Below are 15896 nucleotides of genomic sequence, written 5' to 3'. Positions count from 1 at the left end.
ATGCAGGCACTGCTTTACACGCTTGCGCCTGTGCTGGCGGTCGTGCTCGGCGCGATCATAGCGAGCCGCACCAAGTTGAAGCCCAACCTTGTGGCCGGCCTCCAGCATCTCGCGGCAGGGGTCGTGTTCGCGGCGGCCGCGACTGAAATCCTGCCGCAGGTCAAGCATGAGGCGTCGCCCAGCGCGACGTTGATCGGCGGGGCGGCGGGCGTTGCGACGATGCTAGGGCTCAAGGCATTCGAAGCCCGCTTCAAAGGACCGATGGCGCTGCTCGCCGCGATCGGCATTGACATTCTGGTCGACGGCTTGGTGCTCGGCCTCGCCTTCGTGGCGGGCGAAAAGGCGGGTTTCCTGCTGACGATCGCGCTGACGCTGGAAGTGTTGTTCCTAGGGCTGACGCTGACCGACGAGCTGGCGGAAACCTATCGCTCGCGCCTTCGCATTATCGTGATCGTGTCGGCATTGGCGCTGCTGCTGCCGCTCGGCGCGCTTGCGGCCGTGCCCGTCGCCACGCTGTCGCCGGTGATGGTCGCCGGCTTCCTCAGCTTCGGGCTGATGGCGCTGCTCTATCTCGTCACGGAGGAGCTGCTGGTCGAGGCGCACGAGAAACCCGACACCCCGCTCATCAGCTCGATGTTCTTCGTGGGGTTCCTGGCCCTGCTCACGCTTGAGGAGATTATGGGATGATCTCGAGCAATGACAACAACGGCGGACAGGAGCGCCGCACTCTCTGGATCGTCCTGCTGCTGAACGCGGCGATTGCGGCAGGCTTCTTCGTCTCGGGCTTCTTCGCGGATTCGAGCGCGCTGATCGCCAACGGCGTCGACAACCTGTCAGACACCGCCGTGTACGCGCTGAGCCTCGTGGCGCTCACCCGGGGCAAGACATGGAAGACACGCGCCGCGATGGCGTCGGGCGTCATGCTGCTGATCTTCGCGGGCGGCATTCTGCTCGATGTCGCACGGCGCTACGTGCAAGGCAGCGAGCCGATCGGACCGACGATGATGGTCATGTCGGCGATTGCCGGTGTCGTGAACTACCTCTGCCTGCGGCTGCTTCAGCGCCTCAAGGATCCGGACGTCAATCTCCGGGCCGCCACCACCTTCAGCTTCAACGACTTCATTTCCAACGGCGGCATCCTGATCGCCGGCGTGCTGGTGTTGTGGCTGGGCACCAACTGGCCGGACCTGCTGGTCGGCTTCGCCACCGCCATCATCGCCATCAAGGGCGGTGTCGAAATCCTGCGCGATGCGCGCGCCGAAACCAAGAAAAGCGAAAGGAGGTCGTCATGAACGACAAGCTCGAACTCGATATTCCAGTGCTGTTGCCGGACCTGCCTGATGCGGCCGATGCCTGCCTGGACCGTCTTGTGTCGACCCTATCCAAGCGCGAAGGCGTGGAGCGGGCGCATGTGATCTGCCTCGACGGCGACACGCCGGCGGCGCTGTGCATCCATTTCGATGCTGCCAAGCTGCCGCTGCCGCGCGTGCGCGAGATGGTGCGCGCCGCGGGCGCCGAGATCACCGACCGCTACGGCCATGCAATCTGGCAGGTTACAGGTATCAATCACGAGCGTCGGGCACGCACCGTCAGCGATGCGCTGTGCGCCTTGCCCGGCGTGGTCCAGGCAAGCGCCAGCACCAGCGGCTCGGTTCGGGTCGAGTATGATCGACGCGAAACCACCGAAGAGGAGGTCCGCGCTGCGCTTCGCAAGCTGAAGGTCGGTGTGGGCAAGCGGGTCGCGGCCGACGACCATGCCGGCCACGACCACGGGCCGGGGGGCCACGGCATGAGCGAGGAGAAGCACGGTCCCGGCGATGGCCACGACCATAGCCATGCCGAGTTTCTTGGCCCCAACACCGAGCTGATCTTCGCGCTCGCCTGCGGCGCGCTGCTGGGGATCGGCTATGCGATCGAGAGGCTAGTTGCCGGCGCACCGGAGTGGCTGCCGACCGCCTGCTACATCACAGCCTACTTTTTCGGCGGATTCTTCACGCTGCGCGAGGCGATCGATAACCTTCGGATGAAGAAGTTCGAGATCGACACGCTGATGTTGGTCGCTGCCGCCGGCGCCGCTGCGCTGGGCGCATGGGCCGAAGGCGCGCTGCTGCTGTTCCTGTTCAGCCTTGGTCACGCGCTCGAGCATTACGCGATGGGTCGCGCCAAGAAGGCGATCGAGGCGCTGGCGAAGCTCGCCCCGGAAACCGCGACCGTGCGTCGCGACGGGGAAACTAGCGAAATCCCTGTCGAACAGATGGTCGTCGGGGACATCGCCATCGTGCGCCCGAATGAGCGCCTGCCCGCCGACGGCTTCGTCATCAAGGGCACGAGCGCGATCAACCAGGCCCCGGTGACGGGTGAAAGCATCCCGGTCGACAAGGTGCCGGTCGCCGACGCTGCGGCGGCACGCGCAAAGCCCGATGCGGTGGACGCGGAAAGCCGGGTTTTGCCGGTACGATCAACGGCGGCGGCGCGATCGAGATCGAGGTGACGCGCCGTTCCAACGAAAGCGCACTCGCCAAGGTCGTGAAGATGGTGAGCGAAGCGGAGACGCAGAAGTCGCCGACGCAGCGCTTCACCGATCGGTTTGAGCGGATCTTCGTGCCTGCTGTCCTGATCCTGTCGGTGCTCCTGCTCTTCGCATGGGTGGTCGTCGACGAGCCGTTCCGCGACAGCTTCTATCGCGCGATGGCGGTGCTGGTGGCGGCAAGCCCGTGCGCGCTCGCCATCGCAACTCCGAGCGCTGTCCTGTCTGGCGTTGCCCGTGCAGCGCGGGGCGGCGTGCTCGTGAAGGGCGGTGCACCGCTCGAAAACCTTGGGTCGCTCAAGGCGATCGCTTTCGACAAGACGGGCACGCTGACCGAAGGTCGTCCGCGCATCACCGATGTGGTGCCCGTCGATGGCGCCGATGAAGGCGAGCTGCTGGCGCTGGCCGTCGCCGTCGAAGCGTTGAGCGACCATCCTCTGGCCCAAGCGATCGTCAAGGACGGTCGCGAACGACTGAACGATCGTGCCGTGCCGACTGCCGGCGACCTCAAGAGCCTGACCGGTCGGGGCGTCACCGCGAGCGTGGATGGCGAGACGGTCTGGATCGGGAAGGCCGAGATGTTCGGGAGTGAGGGTATTCCGGCGCTGGGGCAGGGAGCGCAGGACGCGATCGCGAAACTGCGCGAGAACGGTCGCACGACGATGGTGGTCCGCAAGGGGGACCGCGACCTGGGCGCGATCGGCCTGATGGACACGCCCCGCGAAGCGGCAAAGACCGCGCTGCGCCGGCTGCACGAGATGGGCGTGTCGCGGATGATAATGATCTCCGGCGATCACCAGAAAGTCGCCGAAGCGATCGCCGACGAAGTCGGGATCGACGAAGCGTGGGGCGACCTCATGCCCGAAGACAAGGTTGCCGCGATCAAGAAGCTCGCCGGCGAAGACAAGGTCGCGATGGTGGGCGACGGCGTGAACGATGCGCCGGCGATGGCAAGCGCCACGGTCGGCATCGCGATGGGCGCGGCGGGGTCGGACGTTGCGCTGGAGACAGCCGACGTGGCGCTGATGGCCGACGATCTGGCGCACCTGCCATTCGCAGTCGGTCTTAGCCGCCATACCCGTGGAATCATCCGGCAGAACGTCTTCGTCAGCCTGGGTGTCGTCGCCTTCCTGGTGCCTGCTACCATCCTCGGCCTCGGCATTGGGCCAGCGGTGGCGGTTCATGAGGGATCAACGCTGCTTGTTGTCATCAATGCGCTCAGGCTGCTCGCCTACCGCGATCCGGCGGGGAAGGCGGCATGAAGTGGATGATCGCCTTCGACCTCGACGGCACGCTTGCCGAGAGCAAGCGGCCGCTGTCGGAGGATATGGCCACAACCCTCGCCCGATTGCTCGCCGTCACGGATGTGGCGGTGATCTCGGGCGGGGACTGGCCGCAGTTCGAAAAGCAGGTCGCCTCGCGTCTTCCTGCCGGCGCCGCGCTTGACCGTCTCTGGTTGATGCCGACCACAGGCACAAAACTCTATCGGTTCATCAACGGCGCTTGGCGCGCGGTCTATGCCGAGCTGTTCGACGACGCAGAGAAGGCGACGATCCGCGCGGCCTTCGATCAAGCCCTGACCGATGCCAGCCTCGCCGACGAACGTATCTGGGGCGAACGGATCGAGGACCGGGGCAGCCAGATCACCTTTTCGGGGCTGGGGCAGGGAGCGCCGCTAAAGGAAAAGGAAGCGTGGGATCCCGACCGAAAGAAGAGGACCGCGTTGCAGGCCACGTTGCGCGCGACGCTGCCGGACCTCTCGATCAATCTAGGTGGCACGACATCGATCGACGTGACCAGGGCAGGGGTGGACAAGGGCTATGGCCTGAAGCGCCTGAGTGCTGAAAGCGGCGTCCCGCTCGACGGGATGCTGTTCATCGGCGACGCGATCTTCCCCGGTGGGAATGACTATCCCGCCGCTGAAATTGGCCTCGATACGGTGAGAGTGCGCGACGTTGCGGAAACCACCGCCGTCGTGACAGCCATCATCGCATGTCTGCACCGGTAGGGATCGCCGATGTTCGCGATCCCCGCCTTGGGCCTGAACGTCTGTGGGACTCTCGTCCCGACCTTAGCCCTTTACCTCCGATCTGGAGCAATCGCGTAGAACAGGCAGGCCGGCATGTTTCAAAGCTCGTGGTGGGAGATCGCCACCCATATCATCAGTCTCGCCGTCGCCTACGCGCTCGCCCTTCCTGTTGGCTGGGATCGCGAGAAGGACGCCCGCAGCGCAGGCATCCGTACATTCCCGTTGGTTGCCATCGCCAGTTGCGGCTTCGTGCTGGTGGGCATCGCGATCCTCGGCCGCACGTCTCCAGCGCAAGCCAGGTTGCTCGAAGGTCTGATTACGGGCGTCGGCTTCATCGGGGGCGGCGCGATTCTGAAGAAGGGCGACAAGGCGTCAGGTACGGCGACGGCGGCCAGTCTGTGGGCGACTGGGGCTCTCGGCGCGGCCGTAGGCTACGGCCTATACGACATCGCCTTCATCCTGAGCGCCACCACCTTCCTCACCCTGCGCTGCTCTCGTCCGCTCAAGCGTGCCACCAATGGCGACGTCGGCAGCTCGGCGAGCCCATGACGAGCCCTTGGGCGAGCCGATGGATGCGGCCTGTGCGATCCCTTACCCGGCGCTGGTCACCGGCGACGACCATCGCGGCGCGAGACCGCCAACATCGCTTGCTGCGCTGGGCGACGCTGCTGGAGCGCAATCCCCACCAGATCATCGGCCTGCTGTCCCCCTCGTGGGCGGGCGGTGACGCGCGCGGCACGATGGTCGATCGGCCGAGCGCGATCGATGTCGCATGGAGCGACGTGGTGCTGCGGGTGATGGGGTTGGCGGGACGATCGCGCGGTGAAGCAAAATCGTTCTTCGGATTGTCTGATGCCGAGCTGGATCGGATTGCCGCAGGTTCATGGCGGTGTCCGGTTCGACCCGCTTGGCAGGTCGCCGTGCGGATCAGGAACGTCGAATGTCCGCGCCTGGAAAATCGGATCGTTGGGTCCGTCGCCGCCCTCCTGCTCGTAATTTGCGCGATCTCCTATTGGATCTTCTGACGAGGCTGGTTTGTGTTCGACATCATAACATCGATCCTCGCGTCACTCGGCGGCTTTGGCGTCTTCCTGCTGATGCTGGCCGAAAACGTCTTTCCGCCAATCCCGTCGGAAGTGATTTTGCCACTTGCCGGCTACACCGCTGCGCAGGGGCGCGGCTCGCTGTGGGTGGTGGCAATCGCCGGCACCCTCGGATCGGCTGCAGGGGCGGTGCTGTGGTACTATGTCGGCCGCTGGATCGGCATCGAACGATTGAAGCGCTTTGCTTCCCGCCACGGCCGATGGCTGACGTTGACGCCCGGTGAGGTCGATCATGTCGACCGCTGGTTCGACCGCTACGGTCGTTGGGCGGTTCTGTTCGGGCGCATGGTCCCGGGAGTCCGGACCCTGATTTCGGTGCCCGCAGGGGTCAGCGGGATGCCCCTTGGTCCATTCTTGGTCTCGACGCTCACCGGCTCGGCCATATGGACCGTTATCCTCGTGCTGGCGGGCTATGAGCTGGGCGAACGCTATAGCCAGGTGGCGAGCGTCATCGAACCGGTCAGCAACGCCGTGCTCGCGCTGGCCGTCATCTGGTATCTTTGGCGGGTCGCGACTTTCGGGCGATCAAGGGGTGGCCATTGATGGCTGACCTGCTGCCCGCGTTTCCTGCCGGCCTTTGGCTCATGGCAGCTTCGATGCTTGTCCGCATCACACGCTTTGCACGTGCCTTTAGCCTGATCTCACCAGCCAGCGCGATCATCCTCATCAGATTGGTTGGAAGGCTTCACCGCAGCGGATTTCACGCATGGCGTCGCAACGGAGGGAAGTGGCGTTGGGCCGGAATATGGAGAGGATCGACATAATGGGGAACAGCAAGCAGCAGGCGATCATCGCCGTTGCCGCAACAATCGTTCTGTCCGGATGCGGGCTGATTAAACCACGCGACGCCGGCTATTTCCGCTTCCACGCGGAAGAGGCGAGACTGGTCGTCACACGCTGCGAGCGGGGCCAAGAGACCGGCAGCGACTGCGAGGCCGCGGCGCAAGCCGTGGCCGAGCTCGACGCGGCGGCGGGGCGGCAGTCTGGACGCTGAAGCGAGCCACCTTCGCCCGCCCCATGAACCAAATCACTATCACTGGAGACGAATCGTAATGATCGGAAGCAACAGGCCGTTCGCGCTGATGCTGGCAATGACCGCCGTCTTAACCCCGCTTTCCGCGAAGGCACAGCATACCCAGCATGGGTCAACTGGTGCCGTGTCAGGCTCGCTAAACGAGCCGCCCGCTACGCGGGCCTACCGGGCCGCAAATGCCAAGATGCATGGCGATATGGACGTAGCCTTCACGGGTGATGCCGACGCCGATTTTATGCGCGCGATGATTCCCCATCATGAAGGCGCTATCGCGATGGCTGAAATCGAATTGAAGTATGGCCGAGATCCCGCCGTGCGCCGCCTCGCGGCCGCAGTGGTGGCAACCCAAAGGCGCGAGATCGCCGAAATGCGGACCTGGCTTGCACGTCGGCAACCCCGAAAGTAGCGGCTGATTGAAAAGGTGGCGCTCACCGCCGTCAATGATGGCGACGGTCGTGATTTTGGGATCATAGGCCAGTCGCGCCGCCACGTCCCGGCCCTCGTCGGGGCCGGGATCGTGGGGGCGCTCATGCCGCCTCGTCCAGTTCAGGGGCCGTCTCAACGGCCATGCGGCTCAAGAGCCAGTCGGACGCGTCCTGGGCTAGGCGGGCGGCGGTGAAGATGCACCGCTTGTCGTTGCGCAGGGCCTGTAGCCAACTCGCCAGATAGGCGGCGTGGTCTTCACGATCGTGAAGCTTGATGCCGATGGTCGCGCTGACGAACGCCGCCCCTAGCTCGGCAACCAATTCCTCTCGGGCGTAGTCCTCGCGCTTCGTGGAAATGAGAGAGGGACGGGCAAGTCGGTCAACATGTCCCGTCGCGTGGCAAAGTTCGTGGCAAGCGTGGCCACGAACCCGTCTTCGGTGTTGAAGACATTGGGGTGCGGAAGCTGAATATAATCAGCGCCCGGCGAGTAGAACGCGCGGTCTCCGCCGAGGCGTATGTCAGCCGGAACGGGTGCGAAGAAGCGCTCGATCGCAGCGGCCTTCTGCGAAGGCGTCGGCGGCGCTTCGGGCACCGGGCTCGGATAGAAATGCGGCGGCAGGCCATCGATCTGAGAGGCGTTGAACACGCTGTAGGCGCGCATGAAGCGGATTGTTTTTGACGATTCCTCGCCCGTTGCCTGGTCGACCGCAGTCTTCTTCGTGCTGTTGAAGTAGATGCTCGGCTCGGCGGCCTCGCCCTTGCGGACTTGTCCGCCAAGCTCGATGGCTTGCCGCCAGGTCATCCAGTAGCGTGAGCCATAGCCATAGTGGTCGGCGACCGCCCAAAGATAGAGGCGGTTGACCCCTGTGTAAGGGACGCCTGCAGCGCGCAGCGGCGCTCCGCCCATCCCGGTCTTCTTCCAGGGCCGGCGCCAGGGCAGCGTTCCGGCCTCGATTGTAGCGATGATCAGATTGGTGATTTCCTGCGCGACGTCGCGCTTGGGTCGTTGGCGCATTGGCCTGCTCCTCAACAAAAAGAGGCCCGGCTCACTCAGGCGAGTGGCCGGGCCAGGTCATCAGGAGGGGTGATTGACCGCCTCAGGCGGCTACCGCCGTTTCTTCACAGGCGTGTTGAGGTTCATGGTCATCGATCAGTTCATCGGCCTCGCTGTCGGCTCCACGATTATCGCCATCACAGTCGCTGGGGTCGGCGACGGGATCGCTTTCGTCGGTGTCCGGGATGACCGGATCAGCGGGATTGGCAGCGATCGTGAACTTCATGCCTTCAGGCAACCAGGCCAGCGCTGCTTCCTTGACGTCCTGTTCAATGATCGCCTTGCCGGCGAAGATCGTCTCGCAGGTCTTGGCAAGGTCAGCCTTCTTCGATGCGGCATAACGCGCCGCAAGATCGCTGCCGCCGACTTCGGTCAGCGCGACAAGACACGAGGTCTTGCTGACCCGGTCGAAGAAATTCTCGGCTGTCGGCCGCCACATCGCTGCAACGTCGATGTCGAGCATGCTGCCAATGACAGCATGGATCGGATGGTATTCCGAACCATAGCCCTTTTTGGCTTCGAGCGAGATGGCCACCGCATAGGCGAGCCACGCCGCCTTGGCTTCGTCGGCAAGTTCGCGGAAGGCAATGAAGCGCTGGGCTGCACAGCTATGTTCCTGCCATGTCGTGTCGAGCGCGTTTTCGGCCTCGGCGAGAATCCCCTCAGCTGTGGATTGCGAAAGTTCTCCGGTCGCAGGATCGCTGGGTCGTCCGCCCTTGATCGAGGTGCCCCGGCTTTCATAGCTGCGGCTGTCAGCCAGCGCGAAGATGGCGAAGTCGAGCGCGAGCCCCGCATCGCTGAGGAGGGATGCCGACAGGATATTGCGGCGCTGAACCGAAAGCTCGTCGAACAGGCGGGCGCTGATCGGTTTCTCCGTGCCCGGCGCAACTGCCTCGGGCCTGGAAGGTGCAGCGCTACCGCGCTTGGTGGAACCTGGGACCGGCTCTTCGGCCGTCGCTGTCACTTTGCCATTCTCATCGGTCTCGAACGACAGGCGTTTTTCGCTGTAGTAATCGGCCTCGAGCACCATCTCGCCGCGGGTGGTGAGAACCAGGAACCGTCCGGCCTCACTGCGCCATTCTTCGGGCAATTCGCGCACCGGGTTATTGAGGTCGCTGCGCTCAGCATCGAGATCCTCATATTCGGCCTCGAGCTGCCCGAAATCGGTATCACCGCCCTCTTCGCCTTCGTCGATGATCTCGCTGATTTCTTCCATGCGGGCATCGATCGCGTCAATTCTGGCACGTGCTTCTTCTGAGAGCGGCGCGGGCGGGAGGCGAACCGCATTGACGCCCATTTCGCTTCGCGCCTGCCAGGAATTGGTCGACGCCACCGGGCTGATCCAGGCAAGGCCCGTTTCAGCAGCGATGCGCTGGGCTTCGGCTTCCATTTTCTCGGCCGCAAGTCTGTGAGCGATCTCGATGTCGATCCAGCGATCATCTGCCGCTTCGCTGAAGAGGTCGCGCTCGATCTTTCCGCCGGCGGCCACATAGGCATCTTCGCCGATCAGCCGCGCGATTGGGTCATTGCCGCGCATGGAACCGCTCGCCACCATACGCCGGATGGCATCGGCGCTTGGGTTATATGCATAGCGCATCTGCTCAAAGACCCGCAGCTGCACCTCGTGCTGATCGGTAGCAGCATAGGCTTTCGCGATTTCGAGAGTGACATCGCCCTTGGCAAGCGCTTCGAAGATCGGCTCGGCGAGATTGGCAAGCCGCAGACGGCCTTCCACAAAGCGCTGGGTGAGGCCAAAGCGTTTGGCGACCGCGGCAACATCGCTGCCTTCCTTGATGAAGTGCTGGAAGGCGCGGCATTCCTCAGCCGGTGACATGCCGACGCGCTGGAAGTTCTCGGCAAGCGAGGCCTCGCCAGCGTCCTCCTCGCTACCCTCAAGCAGCTTGCATTCGATCTCGGTGTCGGGGGCCCAGGCACCGCGCGTCACAATCATCTCGATGGCCCGCAGGCGGCGACCACCGGCGATCACGGCAAACTTGCCGCGCTTCTTGCTCTTAGTAACGAGCAAGTTCTGCAAAAGGCCGCGCGCTTCGATGTCGGCGGAAAGCTGGATATCGTCTTCTTCGCTGCGCGTTTTGCGCACATTGGCATCGCTCAGATAGAGCCGGGAAAAGGGAATAAGCATGGTCGTGACTCCTGATGTACACCCGGCAATCACCCGGGCACACATCCCCTCCCCCTTGTATCTGGACGTTGTTGGTTGATTGCGATGTAATCGGCTGATCGCCGGGGTGGGTGGCCACCCACCCCGGCGCTGCGGTGCTGTCGCCCGTCACCCCTCAGGCAGTAACCGTAAGGGAGCCTGGGACCAGCACCGCTTGTCACGCACGACCGAATAGTCGGCAGGTGTCTCAACCGTACGGACAAGGCAGGTTACCGTGATCGAAACGATTTGTGGAGTGGATGTTAGCAAGGCCTGGCTTGATGGCTGGATCGAGGCCGGCGGCTATCGCCGGTTCGCCAATGATGAGGCGGGGATTGCTGCGTTGGTGGACTGGGCCGGTCGCCATGGCGCAGGGCTGGTGGTGATGGAATCCAGTGGCGGGCTCGAACAGGACGCATTCCTGGCGCTGTGGCGCGCAGGCATGCCCTGTGCCCTGACCAATCCCAGAGCGGTACGGCATTTTGCCGAGGCGATGGGGCGGCTGGAGAAGACCGACCGTATCGATGCAGAGGTCATCGCCTGCTTTGCTGCGGCACGGCGGCTACGGCCAACGCCGCCACCTTGCGACGAACAACAAAGGCTTAGCGCGCTTTCTGCCCGGTTGCGGCAAGTGACAGGCGATATCACGGTGCAAAAGCAGCGCCTGCATTCCACCCGCGATCCGCTTGCCCTTGCCAGCCTGAAAGAGGCCATCGCCTTCTTCAATACCCAAGCCAAAGCGCTGGCCCGTGAAATCGCAGGCCTGATCGAACACGATCCCGTCTGGACCGCGCTTGATCGCACACTGCGCTCGGTCAAGGGCGTGGCAGATCGCACCGTTGCCACCCTGCTGGCCGAACTGCCCGAAATCGGAACCCTGTCGAACAAGGCCATCGCCAAACTTGCAGGCCTTGCGCCCATCGCGAACGACAGCGGCAAACGATCCGGTGCCCGATCTATCCGTGGTGGAAGAAGCTCTGTCCGCTCGATCCTCTTCCTCGTCGCCGACATCGTGCGAAAATTCGATCCGGCCATGGCAGAGTTCCGCCAACGCCTGCTCGACCAAGGTAAACCCAAAATGGTCGTCCGCATCGCCCTCGCCCGAAAACTGCTCGTCCGACTCAACGCAAAAGCACGCGAAACAAGAGCTGAAATTGGTCAGTGACACTTGACCTGTCAGATAGTCGCTCCCCTTCTGATCTGCGGTTCACGCAGGCCTCAGGGTTATTCTTTTTCGCCCCAGGGTTTAACGCAGAGGTAAACCGGCCCTGAAAAGGCGCAGTCAATCGACGTTTCCGAAATTACCGGCTCAGTAGACAGGCGAAGATCGTCATTCAGGCGGCACGATGGATTCGAGACACCCGTGTAACTATGTCTTTGATCCAACCGAACACCGCAGTATGGTTCGACCAGTGACACAGCGCCTCTTTCTCTATCTCGCGGCATTTCTGGTCGCGCTGCTGCCCGTCGAGGCAACGTATGCAACGAACGGGTGCGCCCCCATGGCAGAGATGGACGCAGGCGACTGCGGCGACTGCATGGATGATGAGCGTCAGCAATGTCAGAGCTATTGTCTGGCCTTGTGCCAGACGCTGCCAGCAGCGCGCATTTCGCCGCTAGAAGCCCGCGATCTTTCGTCACTCACCTTTCTCCCGCTTCTCGCCAATTCTCCGCCCTCTCCAATCGGAGGGCCGGAACCGCCGCCTCCCCGAATTCTCCGCTGATCACTTCAATTCAACATCAACGGAGATACCATCATGAAAAAGTACATTCTCACCGCAGCGGTGCTGCTTGGTTCCAGCTCGGCGGCATTTGCCGCTGCGCCTGATCAGGTTGCGTCCTTGGCTATGTCCTGCTGCGACCTCGTGCTCGCTTGCTGTGATGCGGCCATGAGCTGCTGCCCGTAAGGGAATAACCAGAGCATGAGGGCGGGCGTTCGGTCACTGACCGGGCGCCCGCCTTTTTTATGGATCGCTTCCGCTTGAGAGTGTGCACGGTGGGGATCCTGTCAAGGCTTGTTAATTATGGGATCGAAACTATTGTTATCCGTGACATTGACGGCATAGCTTCGCTAGGCACCAGTTCATTGGGCTACGGCGCGTCTGATTGATTGCAATTGGCTCCCATCACGCTGATCGTCCCGGCCCCAAAAGGATCAACCCGGCCCCGGCGAGGCAAATCGAGGCTCCGATGACATCCCAGCGGTCGGGCCGTGCACCTTCCACCGTCCAGAGCCATATCAGCGAAGCGGCGATGTAAACACCTCCATAGGCTGCGTAAGCGCGCCCCGCGACGGGCGCATCAACAAGCGTAAGAAGCCACGCGAATAAGGCTAGGGAAACTATGCCCGGAAACACCCACCACACGGGCTTGTCGAGGCGCAGCCATGCCCAGAAGGCGAAGCAGCCCGCGATCTCGGCTATCGCGGCGAGGGCATAAATGATTGCCGTTGGCAGGTTGGGCATGGTCATAGCTTCAATCCAAATTTCGGGCCGGCCCAGACCATTGACGCGTAAAGCGCCATGGTCAGAACGCACCCCGCAAGCAGGGCGGGCCAGAACCCGACACCACGCTTGAGCAGGGCAGGGATGACGAGAAACATCGGTAGACTTGGGAGCACATACCAGAACGTCGCCGCAGAATGGTCGGCCAGACGCATTACATCTTGCGTGTTGCGCCAAATCCAGATCATGCCGAGCACTGAAATCAGCGGCAACGAAGCGATCAGCGCACCGGTGCCGGGATTACGCCGCGCGGTTTTTGAAACGATCACGATGATGATGGCAGATACCACGGCCTTGATGAGCAGATAATACATCAAGCTTTGTCCTTTCCGCGCGGAGCCAGGGTCTCGATGATCTTGCAATCGGCCACCGTCCCGTGACGGCAGGAACCGATGATCCGATCAAGCTCGCCGCGCAGCGCGGTCAGATCGGCAACCTTGCGGTCGATTTCGGTGAGGTGGACACGCGCTATGCCGTCAACTGCATCGCAGGATTGGGCCTTGTCATCCGACAGCGTGAGCAGTTCGCGCACCGCTTCGAGCGTGAAACCGAGATCGCGGGCGCGGCGGATGAACGACAGGCGCGCCAGATGATCAGTCCCATAGGTCCGGTAATTGTTGCTTGTCCGTGCGGGTGGAGGCAGCAGCCCAGTCTTTTCATAAAAGCGCACGGTCTCGACCTTGGTCGCCGTGGCGCTCGCGAGCTCGCCAATTTTCATTGCCACTCCTCCGGGCTTGACCCTGTAGTTGCTACAGGGTGTAGATAGAGTGCCGACTCGGGAGTTGTCGAGAACGCAAGATGATGGCTGATGATTGCTGCAAGGCCGCGTGCGGAACGACGGCAACGCTGAATGACCCGCGCTGGCGCAGGGCTTTGTGGATCGCGCTCGGCGTCAACGCCGGCATGTTCGCTGTCGAGATGGCGGCAGGTGCCGCTGCTGACAGCCGCGCGCTGCAGGCGGACGCACTCGATTTTCTCGGTGATGCTGCCAATTACGCGATCAGCCTGCTGGTTGCCGGGATGGCGCTGGCATGGCGCGCGCGGGCTGCCCTTGCCAAGGGTCTTACCCTCATCGGTCTGGGTGGCTGGGTGATGATCACGGCGGTTCTGGCGGCGCTCGGCGGCGCTGCACCCGAGCCTGAATTGATGGGGATCATCGGTGCGCTCGCGCTCGCGGCCAACGCCGGTGTCGCCATCATGCTCTATCGCTTCCGCACCGGAGACGCGAATATGCGCTCGGTCTGGATCTGCTCGCGCAATGACGCGATCGGCAATATCGCCGTGATGGCGGCAGCACTTGGCGTGTTCGGCACCGGGACGGCCCGGCCCGACCTTATTGTTGCAGCGATCCTGGCGCTGCTCGGGATCAGCGGCGGCATCCAGATTGTCCGGCAGGCACGGCGTGAGTTGGGGAGCGTTGCGGCATGAAGGTTTCCCGTTCGACACGTATCGCGCTCAAGCCGGAATCTGTCTGGGCAGAGGTCCAGACGGCGGGCCTGTTGCAGCATATCGCCTGGCCGCTGGTGCGCTTCATCCCGGCCGACGATGCGGCGTTCGAGAGCTTTCAGCCCGGCGGGCGCTATCAGATTAAGCTCCGGCTGTTCGGAATGATCCCCTTCGGAACCCAGTGGATCGTGACGTCCCTGCACGAAGCTAAGGGCACCCAGTGGCCCAAGCGACTGCGAGATGACGGCTATAGTGCCATCATCTCGAAGTGGGATCATTGGATTACGGTCGCGCCGGATAAGGACGGCGGGACGCGTTACAGCGACGAGGTCGAAGTTTCGGCCGGAGCCCTGACCCCGTTCATCTGGGCCTTCGCGCAGATCTTCTATTGGCACCGGCAGCGACGCTGGCGGGGGCTTGCCAAGAGCCTCGCGGCGCGGCGGGTGATCGCGGCCGAAATGGCGGCATACCGGTCAGCGGTCGAAGCGGGCGACGATGATCTTGTGTGGCACCACCTGGAGCGGGTGCATATCGTTTCGCAGCCCTATCTTGGCCCGCATCTCGCCAGTCACGGTGCAATGCTGGCGATTGCGATGCGACGGCACGAATGGAGCGAAGTTCTGGGGCAGTTGGTCAGGATCATTCTGGCCCCACTTGGCGCGGTGACTGGGCGGCCACCAGAAGGTAACACCGGGCGATCAAATGTGAGCGCTTTTGCGCGGATACCAATCCCGGAGGATCTTCGATTCGCAGTTGACCGGCATGATGATCGAGGCCGATCATGACAGGACGTGGCCGCCTTCAATTGAAACAATACGACTTGATACTAGGCCGTAGACTCATAAACGCGCAGCCACAGGCGCATTGAGGCGAGTTGGACCATGGCCAGAAAGTTTTCGGCCAACTTGTCGTAGCGGGTAGCTACTCTGCGGAAGTGCTTCAATTTGGAGAAATAGCGTTCGATCAGGTTCCGCTCGCGGTACAGCCATGTGCTGAAGTACGGTTTCGACTTCCGGTTTGCCTTGGGCGGAATGTTGGCAAACGATCCCTTTTCGCGGAGAGACGCTCGGATACGATCGGCGTCATACGCCTTGTCTGCCAGCACGATTGTTCCGGCGCCAACGTGATTGAGTAGATCGTCAGCCGCTTGCCCGTCGTGGCTTTGCCCGGCAGTCAGGCTGAGCCGGATCGGGAGGCCTTGCCCATCGACGACCGCGTGGATTTTGGTGGTGAGCCCGCCTCGGGAGCGACCGAGACAATGATCTCGATCCCCCTTTTTGCCGTCGCAGCCTGTTGGTGCGCCCGGATGGAAGTGCTGTCGATCATCTGGATATCGCCATCATGGGCGGCGGTGATGGCGTCCATCATTCGATCCCACACACCGGCTTTTCGCCATCGCACGAAGCGATTGTAGCAGGTTGTGCGCGGGCCATAGCGTTCCGGCAAGTCTCGCCACGGCGCCCCTGACCGCAGCACCCAGAAGATGCCATTCAGCACACGCCGGTCATCGACACGTGGCACGCCTCTAGGCTTGTTGGGCAACATTGGTTCGATCACACGCCACTCGAAATCGGTCAGGTCATATCGGCTCATCCAGTCCCTGAATCAGCTTT

The 15896-nt window shown here is 62.8% G+C and carries 16 protein-coding genes and 2 pseudogenes; 12 read left to right on the top strand and 6 right to left on the bottom strand.

The window, feature by feature from the left end; genetic code table 11:
- From LUA85_RS17355 to LUA85_RS17315, 9 genes and pseudogenes are all read left to right on the top strand, one after another.
- Nucleotides 1–687 (top strand): ZIP family metal transporter, encoded by a 687-nt coding sequence (locus LUA85_RS17355; RefSeq protein ID WP_053556568.1) that lies wholly within the window; start codon nucleotides 1–3, stop codon nucleotides 685–687.
- Complete coding sequence (locus LUA85_RS17350) at nucleotides 684–1292, top strand: cation transporter (protein WP_053556569.1); 609 nt, start codon at nucleotides 684–686, stop codon at nucleotides 1290–1292. The genes LUA85_RS17355 and LUA85_RS17350 overlap by 4 nt, the downstream gene beginning before the upstream one ends.
- A pseudogene (locus LUA85_RS17345) lies at nucleotides 1289–3789 on the top strand (heavy metal translocating P-type ATPase). The gene LUA85_RS17350 and the pseudogene LUA85_RS17345 overlap by 4 nt, the downstream one beginning before the upstream one ends.
- Nucleotides 3786–4535 (top strand): HAD-IIB family hydrolase, encoded by a 750-nt coding sequence (locus tag LUA85_RS17340; RefSeq protein WP_053556571.1) that lies wholly within the window; start codon nucleotides 3786–3788, stop codon nucleotides 4533–4535. The pseudogene LUA85_RS17345 and the gene LUA85_RS17340 overlap by 4 nt, the downstream one beginning before the upstream one ends.
- A 114-nt stretch (nucleotides 4536–4649) precedes the next feature.
- Nucleotides 4650–5105, top strand: coding sequence for an MgtC/SapB family protein (locus LUA85_RS17335; RefSeq protein ID WP_053556572.1), 456 nt, complete (start codon nucleotides 4650–4652; stop codon nucleotides 5103–5105).
- Between the two features lie 98 nt (nucleotides 5106–5203).
- Nucleotides 5204–5581 (top strand): hypothetical protein, encoded by a 378-nt coding sequence (locus LUA85_RS17330; RefSeq protein ID WP_053556598.1) that lies wholly within the window; start codon nucleotides 5204–5206, stop codon nucleotides 5579–5581.
- 12 nt (nucleotides 5582–5593) lie between these two features.
- Nucleotides 5594–6202 carry a DedA family protein gene (locus LUA85_RS17325; RefSeq protein ID WP_019368201.1) on the top strand — a complete coding sequence of 203 codons (609 nt, stop codon included), beginning with the start codon at nucleotides 5594–5596 and terminating at the stop codon, nucleotides 6200–6202.
- Nucleotides 6203–6422: 220 nt separating this feature from the next.
- On the top strand, nucleotides 6423–6653 hold the full coding sequence (locus LUA85_RS17320; RefSeq protein ID WP_231471584.1) for a hypothetical protein: 231 nt from the start codon (nucleotides 6423–6425) through the stop codon (nucleotides 6651–6653).
- 58 nt (nucleotides 6654–6711) lie between these two features.
- Entirely contained in the window at nucleotides 6712–7098 is a 387-nt protein-coding gene (locus tag LUA85_RS17315; RefSeq protein WP_235527226.1) for a DUF305 domain-containing protein, read from the top strand.
- Nucleotides 7099–7219: 121 nt separating this feature from the next.
- Here the strand turns inward: LUA85_RS17315 and LUA85_RS17310 are convergent.
- Together LUA85_RS17310 and LUA85_RS17305 are read right to left on the bottom strand one after the other, a co-directional pair.
- Nucleotides 7220–8133 (bottom strand): annotated as a pseudogene (locus LUA85_RS17310) (ArdC family protein).
- Between the two features lie 82 nt (nucleotides 8134–8215).
- Nucleotides 8216–10315, bottom strand: a complete 2100-nt coding sequence (locus LUA85_RS17305; protein ID WP_231471583.1) for a ParB/RepB/Spo0J family partition protein — start codon at nucleotides 10313–10315, stop codon at nucleotides 8216–8218.
- A gap of 253 nt (nucleotides 10316–10568) precedes the next feature.
- Here LUA85_RS17305 and LUA85_RS17300 point away from each other — a divergent pair, with 253 nt between their 5' ends.
- Nucleotides 10569–11498, top strand: coding sequence for an IS110 family transposase (locus LUA85_RS17300; protein ID WP_231466349.1), 930 nt, complete (start codon nucleotides 10569–10571; stop codon nucleotides 11496–11498).
- A 961-nt stretch (nucleotides 11499–12459) separates the two neighbouring features.
- On the opposite strand, the gene LUA85_RS17295 is transcribed toward LUA85_RS17300, so the two are convergent.
- From LUA85_RS17295 to LUA85_RS17285, 3 genes are read right to left on the bottom strand one after another with little or no spacing between them, the layout of a single operon-like run.
- Complete coding sequence (locus tag LUA85_RS17295) at nucleotides 12460–12804, bottom strand: YnfA family protein (protein ID WP_231471582.1); 345 nt, start codon at nucleotides 12802–12804, stop codon at nucleotides 12460–12462.
- Complete coding sequence (locus LUA85_RS17290; RefSeq protein WP_231471581.1) at nucleotides 12801–13151, bottom strand: DUF3147 family protein; 351 nt, start codon at nucleotides 13149–13151, stop codon at nucleotides 12801–12803. Before LUA85_RS17290 ends, LUA85_RS17295 begins: the two co-directional genes overlap by 4 nt.
- Nucleotides 13151–13555, bottom strand: coding sequence for a helix-turn-helix domain-containing protein (locus LUA85_RS17285; RefSeq protein ID WP_231471580.1), 405 nt, complete (start codon nucleotides 13553–13555; stop codon nucleotides 13151–13153). Before LUA85_RS17285 ends, LUA85_RS17290 begins: the two co-directional genes overlap by 1 nt.
- Before the next feature lie 83 nt (nucleotides 13556–13638).
- Between LUA85_RS17285 and LUA85_RS17280 the strand changes: the two genes are divergently transcribed.
- Both LUA85_RS17280 and LUA85_RS17275 read left to right on the top strand, forming a co-directional pair.
- Nucleotides 13639–14265: a cation transporter gene (locus LUA85_RS17280; protein WP_069052215.1), complete on the top strand. Its 627-nt coding sequence runs from the start codon at nucleotides 13639–13641 to the stop codon at nucleotides 14263–14265.
- Entirely contained in the window at nucleotides 14262–15068 is an 807-nt protein-coding gene (locus LUA85_RS17275) for a DUF3703 domain-containing protein (protein WP_231471579.1), read from the top strand. Before LUA85_RS17280 ends, LUA85_RS17275 begins: the two co-directional genes overlap by 4 nt.
- 41 nt (nucleotides 15069–15109) lie before the next feature.
- On the opposite strand, the gene LUA85_RS17270 is transcribed toward LUA85_RS17275, so the two are convergent.
- Nucleotides 15110–15876 (bottom strand): IS5 family transposase gene (locus tag LUA85_RS17270; protein ID WP_231466484.1). Its coding sequence is split into 2 segments (ribosomal slippage): nucleotides 15110–15564 and nucleotides 15564–15876, totalling 768 coding nucleotides; the frame shifts between segments, so codons are not numbered across the junction.
- Nucleotides 15877–15896: the final 20 nt, after the last annotated feature.

The sequence above is a fragment of the Novosphingobium sp. CECT 9465 genome, from assembly GCF_920987055.1.
Classification (GTDB): Bacteria; Pseudomonadota; Alphaproteobacteria; order Sphingomonadales; family Sphingomonadaceae; genus Novosphingobium.
Note: the sequence above shows the minus strand (reverse complement) of the source record. Positions and strands in the feature narration are given on the sequence as shown.

Excerpts from the sequence above, each read along its gene's own strand:
- LUA85_RS17340 (WP_053556571.1), top strand. The coding sequence starts at position 3,786 with ATGAAGTGGATGATCGCCTTCGACCTCGACGGCACGCTTGCCGAGAGC.
- LUA85_RS17275 (WP_231471579.1), top strand. The coding sequence starts at position 14,262 with ATGAAGGTTTCCCGTTCGACACGTATCGCGCTCAAGCCGGAATCTGTC.
- LUA85_RS17335 (WP_053556572.1), top strand. The coding sequence starts at position 4,650 with ATGTTTCAAAGCTCGTGGTGGGAGATCGCCACCCATATCATCAGTCTC.
- LUA85_RS17350 (WP_053556569.1), top strand. The coding sequence starts at position 684 with ATGATCTCGAGCAATGACAACAACGGCGGACAGGAGCGCCGCACTCTC.
- LUA85_RS17280 (WP_069052215.1), top strand. The coding sequence starts at position 13,639 with ATGGCTGATGATTGCTGCAAGGCCGCGTGCGGAACGACGGCAACGCTG.
- LUA85_RS17305 (WP_231471583.1), bottom strand. The coding sequence starts at position 10,315 with ATGCTTATTCCCTTTTCCCGGCTCTATCTGAGCGATGCCAATGTGCGC.
- LUA85_RS17320 (WP_231471584.1), top strand. The coding sequence starts at position 6,423 with ATGGGGAACAGCAAGCAGCAGGCGATCATCGCCGTTGCCGCAACAATC.
- LUA85_RS17290 (WP_231471581.1), bottom strand. The coding sequence starts at position 13,151 with ATGTATTATCTGCTCATCAAGGCCGTGGTATCTGCCATCATCATCGTG.
- LUA85_RS17295 (WP_231471582.1), bottom strand. The coding sequence starts at position 12,804 with ATGACCATGCCCAACCTGCCAACGGCAATCATTTATGCCCTCGCCGCG.
- LUA85_RS17355 (WP_053556568.1), top strand. The coding sequence starts at position 1 with ATGCAGGCACTGCTTTACACGCTTGCGCCTGTGCTGGCGGTCGTGCTC.
- LUA85_RS17315 (WP_235527226.1), top strand. The coding sequence starts at position 6,712 with ATGATCGGAAGCAACAGGCCGTTCGCGCTGATGCTGGCAATGACCGCC.
- LUA85_RS17285 (WP_231471580.1), bottom strand. The coding sequence starts at position 13,555 with ATGAAAATTGGCGAGCTCGCGAGCGCCACGGCGACCAAGGTCGAGACC.